Raw genomic sequence first — 13924 nt, 5'->3', positions numbered from 1 at the left:
AATGATTTTTATAATCTGGAAAATTTGATACAAATTTATCCTAATTTCTGAAACCGATAACATGTCAATAACTTTTTTGAGGAAGGGAAAATATGCCTACAATTGATGAAATAGCAAAATTGTGCAATGTGTCTAAAACCACAGTATCAAGAGTATTGAATAATCATCCTTATGTATCAAAAGAAAAAAGAGATATGATCTTAGAGGCTATTAACGATCTTGACTACACTCCCAATTATTTAGCTCGGAATTTTAGGAGAAATAAGACACAAACGATAGCTTTATCGGTTCCGAGTATCGACCATCCATTTTTTGCTCAATTAATAAAAGGGGTCTCTCATGAAGCGCTGTTTAAGAATTACAAGGTCATTGTATTTCAAACCTTTTATGACAAACAGACAGAGCTGGAATTATTAGAGTTATTGAAACATAAAGAAGTTGATGGCATTATTCTTGGAACTTTAGAAAATGAATGGGATAAGATATCCCCTTTCTTAAAGTATGGTCCTATCTTATTGTGTAATGAATATCATCACTCAGCGGACATCACGATCATTGGGTATGATGAATTTGAAGCCGCATACATGGGGGTAGCACATTTAATTGAAAGAGGACATAAAAAAATTGGATTTTGTTTTGATACTCCATATAGCGAAGCTCAATGTCAGAGGAGAGAGGGTTACTTGAAAGCTTTACAAGATTACAATTTACATCATAGAAACGAATGGATATTCGGCGAATTGTTTAATATCGAGGATGGCTTTCGTGTTTTTCATAAGATAAAGGATCTAAAGGACAGACCCTCAGCAATATTTACAGGAAATGATCAAGTCGCCGCAGGGATTATTAAACAGGCGATAAAAAATGGCTTTAAAGTTCCAGAAGACTTAGCTGTAATTGGTTTTGACAACCATTCGATTTGCCAAGTCGTTACTCCGACCATAACAACAATTGATATTCCCATAATAGAATTAGGTCAACAGGCTGTGTTGAAAATAATCGAGTATATTTCGGGGAACACTTCTTTAAACAGAAAAATTATTAAACTGCCAACAAATCTTATTATAAGAGAATCAACTTAACTAGAGATTTTCACTTCTTTATCATTTTATCACTTTGTATAGAAAAAAGAGGTTATCATATATAACCTCTTTTTCAATCAGGAAATTTCACTTTCCTGCCTCATTTTGAAGTCTCCATACTCTGCAGAATAGAGTCGCTCCTGCCCTTTTTTTCCTAAGTATTCCTTTTTTAACTAGGCATTGCTGCCGCTTATCGAACTCTCTTTGCCTTTTTTTTCCCCGTGAAGATGGTGAAGCAGACGATAAAACGGCGGCAAGAGGGCGATGACAAGGATGACGCGTATGACCTGAACCGCAACGACAAAGGTGGAATCGGCATGCAATGTAACAGACGTCGTCGCCATTTCTGCAATGCCGCCGGGTGCAAATGCCAAAACAGAGGTGATCAGCGAAATCCCTGTCAGTTTGGAAACGATCACCGCGCTTAAAAGCATAGCGGCAATTAAGCCGACTGATGAAATGAAACCGACGATCATGATACGTGTAACGCCGGCAAACATGCTTTTGTACATCTTAGAACCGATTGTAGCCCCCAGAAATATCTGCGAAAGATGGTTGGCCTGTGACGGCCACCATGCAAGCATGTCATGGCCTGTTATTGAAGCGCCGCCTATGTGCACGGCCGCTACACCGAGCATACTGCCGAGCAGCCACGGAGCGGGAAATTTTAAATATTTTGCCGCTTTACAAGCTCCCCAGGCAATGAAAATGAGAACGCCGGTCCACAGTACGGGAGCGAGCCCGATTTCTGTCGTAGCAGCGGATACCGTTTGTGTTGCGGCACTTGCAGGGCCATCTTGTTTAGCGTAAATCAGGATAACCAAAAACGGAATAGACAGGACCACGAGCAGCACCCGCATCATTTGAACGAGACTGACAATAGCGGTATTGGCACCGACCTCCTGAGCAATACTCGGCATGGCGGACAGTCCGCCGGGAGCCGTGCCGACAAAGCTGGTCATCATATCCGTTTTGCTGAAACGCCACAGCACATAGCCTGACAGCATGGCAAGAAGTATCGATAAAATCAGCATGATGCCGACCGAAAACCAATGATCTTTGAGGACAGACAGAACGGATAGGTTCAGCTTTTGGCCCAATTCAATGCCGAGGATCATCTGCCCGAGAGCGAGCCACCGGCGGTTAATTCCTTTTTGGTCTGGCGCCATCATCAGCCAAGCCGGCCGTATCATAGCAAGACAGCAGGCGACAATCAGCGTTCCGATCATCCATCCGATCGATATTCCGGTTAACGAAAGAATAAACCCCCCGGCTGCACTGATTGCGATAAACCATAGATCTGTGAGGAGATTTTTGTCTTTCTTCAATATAAAACCCTTCTTCCTATTAACTTACAGCTCCAATTGTTCATGTAGTGAATGTATGATTACTATAGTATATTTTTGTTGATAAAGAAATTATGAATTTTTTTCTGTCAGCCATTGATTTTTCTTATGACCTTATATTCAATCCTCTCCATGATATGAGACTGCAAGAAACCGGCGGCGAGAAGACAAGCGGAAAGACTGTAAAACATGATTTCCCCGCCAAACGAAGTCAGGATCAGTCCGCCGGCCAGCGGTCCGATTGACCGTGAAATATCCCAATGCAAGCCGTATATCGCATAAAAACGGCCGAGCATATGCGGCGGCGCCAGCCGGGAAATAAAGGTTTGGATATGAGTGAGTCCGATGCTTTCTCCAACCGTCATCACGGCAGCAGTCAGCATAAGCAACGTTAAAGATGTTGAGAATGCAAAGCCGGCGGCCGCAAGTGAGTAGCTGATATAGGTGATGAGAAGAATCGCTTTCATCGGAAACTTTTCTGTCCATTTTACTAAAGGGACTTGAAGAACAAAGCTTAATAAAGCTTTTGCCGCCGAGTAGATTGCCAGCATGGACAGGTAATCAGGAAACATACTTTTGCTGAACAGCCTGTATGTCGTTTCTGTTTGCGCGTATAACATGCTGATTGGGAGAGAAAGCAGCAAAAGGATCAAAACAGGCCGATATCTTGTGAAACGCGCGGATAATGCTGCGGGATGATCGGCTTTTAGCGGCTTTGTTTCTGGTAATTTAAAGGCGGCGATAAGAAAATAAATGAACAGCGCCGCGGCATCTAGTGCAAATATCCAAACGGGATCATGAGCGTACAGCAGCAGCCCAAGCAGCGGACCTGCCGCCAAGCCTGCTGAGTAGATGGCATTGATGACGGCAAAAACTTCCGAACGTCTGCTTTCCGGCGTGCTTTCGGCGATCTGTGCGCGTGATGCAGGAATGTACAGGGATCTGCCGATGCCGTTGAGGATATAAAGGAAAGCGAAAAAATACGCATCATGAGCAAAAACAAAACCCGCCATTGCCGCTGTTTGCAGAAGCAGGGCAGTCAGGATCGCTGTTCGCCGTCCGAGCTGATCTGTCACACGTCCCGCTATGAGTGTCAGGCAAATATCAGCGAAGGGCTGAAGACTGATGATAAGCATGGGAAGCATTACGCTTTCGTTTAATTGCTCATGCAGATACAGCACCATAAACGGCCCCATCATGGCCCCTGTCAGGCTTGTCAGCATTTCGCCGAAAAATCGGAGCCAAACGGGTGCTGTGTAGCGGGATTTAATTGATTGGAAGAGGATAAACATGTGATTTCCGCCTTTCGCTGTTTGATATAGTAGTAGTGTATAGAAGGGGCGGCGGGCCAAAAAGAGAAGAAAATAAGAGAAAAAGATTCCCCTTTTTTGTCAGGAGGTGCAGGGATTGAAGCTGATTGACCACTATGTGGCGCTCGCAAAAGCTGAGAGCGGCGAACCGGGACAGATGAAGGAAATGCCGCTCAGTGAGATTGCGGCTTGTTTATATTGTACAGAGAGAAATGCGAAGCTGATTTTACATAAGATGGAGAGCAAAAAATGGATCATTCGCGAAAGCGGATCGGGGCGCGGCCATAAATCAAAAATCGCTTTTCTCCGTCAGCCGGAAGATTTGCTGCTTCAAACTGCCAAGGAATATACAACAGCCGGTAAACTTGAAAAAGCAAAAGGACTGCTTGACCATTATCAGCCGGCATTTCCGGGGATTCAAAATATGTATGACATGTGGTTTTCTGAGGTATTCGGTTTTGTAACACAAACCGGACAGGATGGTGAACAGGATGTGCTGCGCTTGTTTATAGCCCCAGCAGCGGTAAGCAGTTTTGATCCGTGCAGGATTTTTCTGCGGTCAGAGGGCCATTTTGTCAAGCAGATTTATGATACACTGCTCCGATTTGATCGGGAAAAGAGAGAGCCGCAGCCGCATTTGATCCACGGATGGAATAAGGCAGGGAAAAAAAGGTGGCGATTTTTTCTTCGGAAAGGCGTTTCTTTTCATAATGGAAAGCCATTGACGTCAAGGGATGTTGTATTTACGTTTCAGCGTTTTATGGATCATGATGAAAATCCATATAAATGGCTGCTGAAAGGTGTTGAACGGATTTCAGAGAAAGGGCCTTTTTGTGTGGACATTGAGCTCGATCAGCCGAATGAGCTTTTGCCATATATTCTTTGTGATGAACGGCTGTCTATCCTGCCGGCAGAAATGAACGGCGGAGTGAATGGGACGGGACCTTTTTGCCTTGTTCAGCATGACGAACACATGTTCATTCTTCAAGCCAACGATTGGTACTTTAAGGGCCGGGCATTCTTAGATCGTATTGAGTTTGTGTTTTCTGAGCAAGCAGATGATATGTACGGTTTTACCCTTCGAGAAAAACAGAAACCTCCTGAGCGGCAAACTGTTTTTGAAGAACGGCATGTTCAATATTTGTCACTAAACCTCAGAAAGAAAGGGCCGCTTCAGCATCCAAGCTTGAGAAAAGCCCTTCGGCTGCTGATTTCATCTGAACAGCTCGTTCGTGAGGCGGGAGGACACAGAAGCATTCCGGTATCATCTTTTTTCCCCCCGGCGCCTTTTGACTGGGGATATGCTTCACCTGCGGAATTAATAAAAAAAAGCGGATATGCGGGGGAAACGCTGTCACTGTTTACCTTTTCTGAAACAGATCATCGCGAGGACGCAGCATGGATTCAAGAGGTTTGTGAACGGAACGGCATTAGGCTTGACCTGGAATTTTGTGCTGCTGCCGATTTGCGCCGCCCGGAAATCGTACAAATGGCTGACATCATTCATGACAGCGCAACGTTTTATGAAGAAAGCGAGTTTGGTTTTTTGCATTTGCTGCTTTCGGAGAACAGCTTTTTGCATCAGCATCTTTCAGATGAACAGAAACAGACATTTTCAGAAATGATAGAACGGTTTTTCTCATTGCGCGACCTGCCTTCCAGAATGAATATAGTAAAACAAATTGACCGTCAGCTTATAGGCGATGTCAGCGCGATTCCGCTGTATCAAAATGTGCTTGAGGTTGCATCGAGTGAAACTGTTGAGGGTCTGATGCTGGATGAAGAGGGGTGGATTGATTTTTACTCTGTATGGCTGTCAAAAGAGTGAAGAGGGCTCTCATTTGCCCCCTCTTATCTTCCTGTTACGCAGCCATTTTGCGGCAGTGATCGGCGCAGGCAAAGCAAGACGTCGCACACGCTTGGCAATGATCATGATCATGCTTTTCGCATTCAGTGCCGCAGGCTTCACAAATATCGGCGCAAAGTGCGCAAATTTCTTTCATAAAGGGGCTGTCCGTTTGCATGGCTTTCACTGCCAGCGCGCAAATATCCGCACATTCCCTGTCAAGCCGGATGCAGCCGCTCAGATCGTGGTGCGCACTTTCTTCCAAACATTTTGTAAAACAATGGTTGCAAGCTTCCATACATGTGATACAAGCTTCAATGGTTTGCTGCATGCTTGATTCCCCCTCATATGTTCGTGTATGATTTTATGTTTCCCGGCTGAGGTTAAGAAAAACAGTGGAGTGTGTTTTAGGGGGAGATGGGTGTAAATATAATCTGGTCGTGTCGATCAAAACGGGTGCTAGCGATCCATCAAATAGTATAAAAACCAGACAGCATGGTTTTGTTCATCTCGTGCGGCGCGCGTAAAGATACCCTTTGCCTTTACATTTGAGGTTTCCTCAGCTGCGCGTAAGTAAAAGTCAACGGTTTTCTGTTCATCTTTAAAAGCGGCATCAAGTCCTCTTGTAAAAGTGTCCGGGCATTTTTCTGTTTGTTTCGGCATGATAGGTTTGCCTGTAATGGCTCCGTATAATGAGGAGAAATCACGGAGATGGCGGATCTCATCGCGCCTGATTTCTTCAATTTGTTTTCTGACATCGGCAGGGTGGGCAAGTTCAGCAAGCCTGCGGTAGCATTGAACCGCACTGAATTCTCCGTTGATGGCTTTCTGGAGATTTTGAATCAAAACAGGGTCTTCCCGATATTGCGCTGGATAAGGAAAATAGCTGTAATACAAGGGGTTCAACTCCATTCTTAAGGAATTGGGCTTCTGTAAAAGTATATGTGAGGCCAGAAAACATGTGCGGAGAAATTCAGCTTCTCATAAGTGAAAAGGCCGTTTTTACCAATAGATCAGATTGGTCATTTTCGTCAATGTTCGATAAAATATAAACAGATAAAAAGAGAGGGGTCTTCTAATTTGGGAGCAGAGTTTTTAGTAGGCAGGTCCGGGAGTGGAAAAACGAAGCTGATCATCGACAGCATTCAAGATGAACTGCGCCGGGCTCCATTCGGGAAACCGATCATTTTTCTAGTCCCGGATCAAATGACGTTTTTAATGGAATACGAGCTTGCTAAAACGCCTGATACGGGCGGCATGATTCGTGCTCAAGTCTTCAGCTTTTCACGACTGGCCTGGCGCGTCCTCCAGCATACGGGAGGAATGAGCAGGCCGTTTCTTACGAGCACGGGCGTACAGATGCTCCTGCGGAAGCTCATTGAAGAGCACAAACAGGAGTTTAAAGTCTATCAAAAAGCAAGTGATAAAAGCGGTTTTACCGCACAGGTAGAACGGATGCTGACTGAGTTTAAGAGATACTGTCTGGAACCGGAAGATATTCGACGGATGGCGGATAGCGGAACAGCTTCCGAGTATCGGGGGGAACGTGTTTTATCTGAAAAGCTTCATGATTTATCGATCCTGTACCAGCAGATGGAAAAAAGCCTTGAGGATCAGTATCTTCATTCTGAGGATTATTTGACACTATTGGCAGAGCATATCCCGCAGGCGGAAGATTTGAAAGGGGCACATGTCTATGTAGACGGCTTTTATCAGTTTACACCGCAGGAATTCAGGGTGTTAGAGCAGCTTATGCTTCAGGCAGAGCATATCACGTTTTCACTCACAGCGGACAAGCCGTCACATGAGGGGGAGCCGCAGGAACTTGATTTGTTCAGAATGACGGGAAAAACGTATTATCGCCTCCACCAGACGGCAAAGGAACTGAATCTGGACATCACCTATAAAGAGCTTGATGAATCAAAGCGGCACAAGCGCGCACCGGAATTAGCCCATTTAGAAGCACAGTATGAAGCGCGTCCGGTTATTCCGTTTGCTGAGAAACAAGAGGCTTTTACCGTGATGCAGGCCGCAAACAGACGAGCAGAGCTGGAAGGTATTGCCCGGGAAATCCACAGCCTTGTCAGAGAGAAGGACTACCGTTACAAGGATATGGCGATTCTAGCGCGTCAGCCGGAAGACTATAAGGATATGGTCAAGGAAGTATTTGCAGATTACGAGATTCCTTATTTTATTGACGGGAAAACATCTATGCTGAACCACCCGTTAGTAGAATTTATCCGGTCAAGCCTTGACGTATTAAAGGGAAATTGGCGTTATGAAGCGGTGTTCCGCTGCGTGAAAACCGAACTGTTATTCCCGCTTAACCAGCCGATGGCCAAGGTAAGAGAGCAGGTTGATCAGCTGGAGAATTACTGTATCGCTTACGGGATCAAAGGCGATCGCTGGACAAAGGGTGATCGTTTCCATTACAGACGTTTTGTGTCGTTAGATGATGAATTTGCGCAGACCGATCAAGAAATCGAAATAGAAAACATGCTGAATGACACGCGCGATTGGATTGTTCCGCCGCTGTTCCAGCTGCAGAAACGAATGAAAAAAGCAAAAACGGTTCAAGAGAAGGCGGAGGCGCTTTACCGTTATTTAGAAGAGACAGATGTGCCGCTGAAGCTGGATCAGGAAAGACAGCGGGCTGAGGAAGACGGCAGAATCATTGAAGCACAGCAGCACCAGCAGGCGTGGGATGCAGTCATTCAGCTGCTTGAGGAGTTTGTGGAAATGATGGGCGAAGATGAAATTTCTCTCGATTTGTTTCAGCAAATGATGGAGACCGGTGCAGAGTCGCTGACATTCTCTCTCATCCCTCCGGCGCTTGATCAGGTGTTTGTCGGCAATATGGATTTGTCCAGAATATACGGCACCTCATGCACCTTTGTGATCGGGGCAAACGACGGCGTCCTGCCGGCTCGCCCTGACGAAAACGGGGTGCTGTCGGATGATGATCGTGAGTGGCTGAAGACGATAGGTATTGAGCTTTCCTCCGGCGGGCGGGAGCGTCTGCTTGATGAGCATTTCCTCATCTATATGGCGCTTTCAAGCCCGTCTGATCGCCTTTATGTGACGTATCCGATTGCTGATGCGGAAGGGAAAACGCTTTTGCCGTCGATTGTAATCAAGCGGCTGGAAGAACTGTTTCCGCAGCATCGTGAGCGTCTATTGACAAATGAACCGGAGCAGGTCAGCGATGAGGAACAGCTTATGTACCTTGTCAATAAAAGCGTGGCGCAATCATACACCGCTAGCCAGCTCAGATTATGGACGAGGGAATATGAGATCAGCGACGTCTGGTGGAGCGCGTATAATGCGCTGATGAATGAACCTGACAGGCTGGAATCGAAAAAGCTTTTCTCTAGCCTGTTTTTCCGAAATGAAGTCAAGCAGCTTGAACGCTCTGTATCGAGACAGCTCTATGGTGAACGCATTCAAGGGAGCGTGTCGAGGATGGAAACCTTTAACGCTTGCCCGTTCTCCCATTTTGCGTCCCACGGGTTGCATCTGAAGGAACGTCAATTTTTCAAGCTTGAAGCACCGGATATCGGGCAGCTGTTTCACTCCAGCTTAAAACTGATTTCAGACCGGCTTCGTGAGCAAAAAATAGATTGGCGCGACCTAACGAAGGAGCAGTGCGAGCTGTTTTCTTATGATGCGGTCGAGCGGCTGGCGCCGAAACTGCAAAAAGAAATTCTGCTCAGTTCAAACAGACATTATTACGTGAAGGAAAAACTGCAAAAAATTGTGACACGCGTATCCGGCATTTTAAGCGAGCATGCAAAAGCGAGCGGATTCGTGCCGATCGGCCTTGAATTGGGCTTTGGCGGAAAGGGCCCGCTCCCGCCGCTTACCTTTAAGCTGAAAAACGGCTGTACGATGGAGCTCGTCGGGCGGATTGACCGCGTGGATAAAGCGGAAAGCTCTAAAGGCCTGCTCCTCCGAATTGTCGACTATAAATCCAGCGATAAAGGCCTTGACTTGGCGGAAGTGTATTACGGACTTGCGCTGCAAATGCTGACGTATCTGGATTTATCGATTACACATTCGTTAGACTGGCTAGGAATGAAAGCCACGCCGGCCGGAGTGCTGTATTTCCATATTCATGACCCGATGATCCAATCGAATCTTCCGCTCGGACTTGATGAAATTGAACAGGAAATTTTTAAGAAATTTAAGATGAAGGGCCTCCTCCTTGGTGATCAGGAAGCGATTCGCCTCATGGATACAACCCTTCAAGAAGGAAGATCAAATATCATCAATGCGGGCCTGAAGAAAGACGGCTCACTCAGATCGGATTCAGCGGCAGTCGGTGAAAAAGAATTTGAACTGTTGACGAAGCATGTGCGCCGCACCTTCCAAGAAGCAGGCGAGCAAATCACTGACGGGCGCGTATCCATTGAGCCGTATAAAATGAAGAACAAGACGCCTTGCACATACTGTGCGTTCAAATCAGTATGCCAATTTGATGAATCATTAGAAGAAAACGAGTATCGTCTGTTAAAGGCCGAAAAGGACAAGACGGTACTTGATTGGATAAAGAAGGAGGCTGATGGCAATGAACATTCCTAAACCGGCAGACAGCACATGGACAGATGACCAGTGGAATGCCATCGTCTCAACCGGCCAGGATATCCTTGTGGCAGCGGCGGCAGGCTCCGGTAAAACCGCTGTTCTTGTCGAAAGAATGATCCGGAAAATCACGGCGGAAGAAAATCCGATTGATGTAGACCGGCTTCTCGTTGTCACCTTTACAAACGCCTCAGCGGCAGAGATGAAACACCGGATCGCGGATGCACTGGAAAAAGAGCTGGTGAAACGCCCAGGATCACTGCATATCCGACGCCAGCTGTCGCTGTTAAACCGGGCCAGCATTTCAACGCTTCATTCGTTTTGCCTGCAGGTGCTGAAAAAATATTACTACCTGATTGATCTTGATCCGGGCTTTCGGATTGCTGATCAGACAGAAGGCGAGCTTCTCGGGGACGAGGTGCTTGATGAGCTGTTTGAGGATGAATATGCAAAGGGTGATAAGGCGTTCTTTGAGCTTGTCGACCGCTACACGACTGACCGGCATGACTTAGATCTGCAATATCTCGTGAAACAGGTGTACGAGTATTCCCGTTCCCATCCTGATCCGGAGACATGGCTGAAAAGCTTTGTTCATTTGTATGATGTAACAGAAAAGAGCGCGATCGAGGAACTGCCGTTTTATCCGTATGTCAAAGAAGATATTGCGATGGTGCTGAACGGAGCAAAGGAAAAGCTGCAGCGTGCCCTTGAGCTGACAAAAGCGCCGGGCGGACCTGCGCCGCGCGCTGAAAATTTTCTCGATGATCTCGCGCAGATTGATGACCTGATTCAGCATCAGGATGACTTCAATGAACTTTATCAACGCGTGCCCGCTGTCTCCTTTAAGCGTGCAAAAGCGGTGAAAGGGGACGAGTTCGATCCCGTCTTGCTTGATGAAGCGACAGACTTAAGAAATGGCGCCAAAAAACTGCTTGAAAAACTTAAAACCGATTACTTCACCAGAAGCCCGGAGCAGCATGTAAAAAGTTTGGCTGACATGGAGCCTGTCATTGAAACACTCGTCCAGCTTGTTATCAGCTACGGGAAACGGTTTGAAGCCGCGAAGCAGGAGAAATCGCTTATCGATTTTTCTGATTTGGAGCATTATTGCCTGTCCATCTTGACCGCTGTGAACGAAAAAGGCGAACGTGAGCCGAGTGAGGCGGCAAGATTTTATCAAGAGCAGTTTCATGAGGTGCTTGTCGATGAATATCAGGATACCAACCTGGTGCAAGAATCCATTCTTCAGCTCGTCACAAGCGGGCCGGAAGAGACAGGCAACCTGTTTATGGTAGGAGATGTCAAACAGTCGATTTATCGATTCAGGCTTGCGGAGCCGCTTCTTTTTCTTTCAAAGTACAAACGGTTTACAGAGAGCGGAGAAGGTACTGGCCGGAAAATCGACTTGAACAAAAACTTTCGAAGCAGGGCTGATATTTTAGACAGCACAAACTTTTTGTTCAAACAGCTGATGGGCGGCAAAATCGGCGAGGTCGATTATGATGAACAGGCTGAGCTGAAACTCGGAGCGGCGTATCCGGAAAACAACGAAACGGAAACAGAGCTGCTGCTGATTGACAAGTCAGAGGAGGCGGACGCAGGCGAGGAAGCGGAAGAGCTGGAAACGGTGCAGTTCGAAGCTAAAGCGATCGCTAAAGAAATACGCAAGCTGATCTCATCGCCATTTAAAGTATATGACGGGAAAACGAAGACACATCGCAATATTCAATACCGCGATATCGTGATTTTGCTGCGATCGATGCCGTGGGCGCCGCAAATCATGGAGGAACTGCGAGCTCAGGGCATACCGGTTTACGCCAATTTAACATCAGGCTACTTTGATGCGGTAGAAGTGTCTGTGGTGCTTTCTGTCCTGAAGGTGATTGATAACCCGTATCAGGATATTCCGCTTGCTTCCGTTCTGCGTTCACCGATTGTCGGTGCTGACGAGAACGAGCTGTCTTTGATCCGGCTTGAAAACAAAAAGGCGCCGTACTATGAAGCAATGAAAGACTATTTGGCAGCCGGCGACCGAAACGATGAGCTCTATCAAAAGCTGCAAACGTTTTACGGACATTTGCAAAAGTGGCGCGCTTTTTCGAAAAACCATTCGGTGTCCGAGCTGATCTGGGAAGTGTACCGCGACACAAAATATATGGATTATGTCGGCGGGATGCCGGGCGGAAAACAGCGCCAGGCTAACTTGCGCGTCCTTTATGACCGGGCGCGCCAATATGAATCGACGGCATTTCGCGGCCTGTTTCGATTCTTGAGGTTTATCGAACGCATGCAGGAACGCGGCGATGATCTGGGAACGGCGAGAGCGTTGACCGAACAGGAGGATGTTGTCCGTTTGATGACGATTCACAGCAGCAAAGGGCTCGAATTTCCAGTCGTCTTCACAGCGGGACTCGGCCGGAATTTCAACATGATGGATCTCAACAAATCCTACCTGCTGGACAAGGAGCTTGGGTTTGGCACGAAATTTATCCATCCTGAATGGCGCATCAGCTATCCGACGCTTCCGCTCATCGCGATGAAGAAAAAAATGCGCAGGGAACTGCTGTCTGAGGAATTGCGTGTCCTCTATGTTGCTTTAACGAGGGCAAAGGAAAAGCTGTTTCTTGTAGGCTCATGCAAGGATCATCAGAAACAGCTGGCAAAATGGCAGGCATCCGCGTCCCAAGCTGACTGGCTTCTGCCAGAATTTGACCGCTATCAGGCGAAAACGTATTTGGATTTCATCGGACCAGCTCTTGTCAGACACAGAGACTTGGAGTCTTTAGCTGAGGGCGGTACGGCAGCGGTTTCTGATATATCAGGCCATCCGGCCCGCTTTGCTATTCAAATGATCCATTCATATGATCTGCTTGATGATGAGCTGGAAGAGAGACTGGAAGAAAAAAGTGAACGTCTTGAAGCGATCCGCCGTGGTGAACCGGTTCCCGGCCCGTTTGCATTTGAGGAAAAAGCTCGCGAGCGGCTGGCTTGGAAGTATTCGCATCACGAGGTGACACAAATTCGCACGAAGCAGTCCGTTTCTGAGATTAAGAGAAGAAGAGAGTACGAAGACGAATACAGCGGACGGGCGCCCGTTAAACCGGCTGATGGAAGCATTCTGTACAGACGCCCGGCTTTCATGATGAAAAAAGGCCTGACAGCAGCAGAAAAAGGAACAGCTATGCATACGGTCATGCAGCATATTCCGCTGACACATGTGCCGACGATAGAAGAAGCGGAGCGGACAGTGCAGCATCTTTATGAAAAAGAGCTGCTCACCGAAGAACAGCAATCCGCTATCAATATCGAGGAAATCGTTCAATTTTTCCATACGGAAATTGGCGAAAAACTGATCGGCGCTAAATGGAAGAACCGCGAAGTTCCATTCAGTTTGGCGCTTCCGGCAAAAGAGATTTATCCTGATGCGAAAGAGGCGGATGAGCCGCTATTGGTGCAGGGGATCATCGATTGTCTCTACGAAACAGAGGATGGCTTATATTTGCTGGACTATAAAACAGACCGAATTGAGGGTAAATTCCAGCACGGCTTTGAAGGAGCAGCCCCGATCCTGAAAAAGAGATATGAAACGCAAATTCAGCTGTACACAAGGGCCGTTGAACAAATTGCTCAAACGAAGGTAAAAGGGTGTGCGCTTTATTTCTTTGACGGAGGGCACATTCTGACTTTATAACGAGATCCATAAGCTCCGGGAATTCAGACGGAGCGGATCTCGTTTTCTATACAAAAGAGAGGTGAACG

The 13924-nt window shown here is 46.8% G+C and carries 8 protein-coding genes; 4 read left to right on the top strand and 4 right to left on the bottom strand.

Features of this window, described 5'->3' with window-relative positions:
- The first annotated feature begins 92 nt into the window (after positions 1-92).
- Positions 93-1082, top strand: a complete 990-nt coding sequence (gene ntdR, locus KXD37_RS12935; RefSeq protein ID WP_024120832.1) for an NTD biosynthesis operon transcriptional regulator NtdR — start codon at positions 93-95, stop codon at positions 1080-1082.
- A 173-nt stretch (positions 1083-1255) separates the two neighbouring features.
- Here the strand turns inward: ntdR and KXD37_RS12930 are convergent, their stop codons facing one another.
- Positions 1256-2410: an AbrB family transcriptional regulator gene (locus KXD37_RS12930; RefSeq protein WP_101863817.1), complete on the bottom strand. Its 1155-nt coding sequence runs from the start codon at positions 2408-2410 to the stop codon at positions 1256-1258.
- Positions 2411-2517: 107 nt separating this feature from the next.
- On the bottom strand, positions 2518-3720 hold the full coding sequence (locus KXD37_RS12925; protein ID WP_263463607.1) for an MDR family MFS transporter: 1203 nt from the start codon (positions 3718-3720) through the stop codon (positions 2518-2520).
- 115 nt (positions 3721-3835) lie between these two features.
- Here KXD37_RS12925 and KXD37_RS12920 point away from each other — a divergent pair, with 115 nt between their 5' ends.
- Positions 3836-5566, top strand: a complete 1731-nt coding sequence (locus KXD37_RS12920) for an SgrR family transcriptional regulator (RefSeq protein ID WP_263463606.1) — start codon at positions 3836-3838, stop codon at positions 5564-5566.
- 34 nt (positions 5567-5600) lie between these two features.
- On the opposite strand, the gene KXD37_RS12915 is transcribed toward KXD37_RS12920, so the two are convergent.
- Both KXD37_RS12915 and KXD37_RS12910 read right to left on the bottom strand, forming a co-directional pair.
- Positions 5601-5915: a four-helix bundle copper-binding protein gene (locus KXD37_RS12915; protein WP_044156484.1), complete on the bottom strand. Its 315-nt coding sequence runs from the start codon at positions 5913-5915 to the stop codon at positions 5601-5603.
- 128 nt (positions 5916-6043) lie between these two features.
- A complete protein-coding gene (locus KXD37_RS12910) occupies positions 6044-6481 on the bottom strand; it encodes a ferritin family protein (protein ID WP_044156482.1) in 438 nt (145 codons plus the stop codon).
- Positions 6482-6664: 183 nt separating this feature from the next.
- Between KXD37_RS12910 and addB the strand changes: the two genes are divergently transcribed.
- Positions 6665-10165 (top strand): helicase-exonuclease AddAB subunit AddB, encoded by a 3501-nt coding sequence (gene addB, locus KXD37_RS12905; protein WP_263463605.1) that lies wholly within the window; start codon positions 6665-6667, stop codon positions 10163-10165.
- Positions 10152-13856 (top strand): helicase-exonuclease AddAB subunit AddA, encoded by a 3705-nt coding sequence (gene addA / locus KXD37_RS12900; RefSeq protein WP_188323670.1) that lies wholly within the window; start codon positions 10152-10154, stop codon positions 13854-13856. The genes addB and addA overlap by 14 nt, the downstream gene beginning before the upstream one ends.
- The last annotated feature ends 68 nt before the right edge of the window (positions 13857-13924 follow it).

This window comes from Bacillus sp. XT-2 (assembly GCF_025696525.1).
GTDB lineage: Bacteria > Bacillota > Bacilli > Bacillales > Bacillaceae > Bacillus > Bacillus halotolerans.
This window is presented reverse-complemented; position numbering and strand designations above follow the sequence as displayed.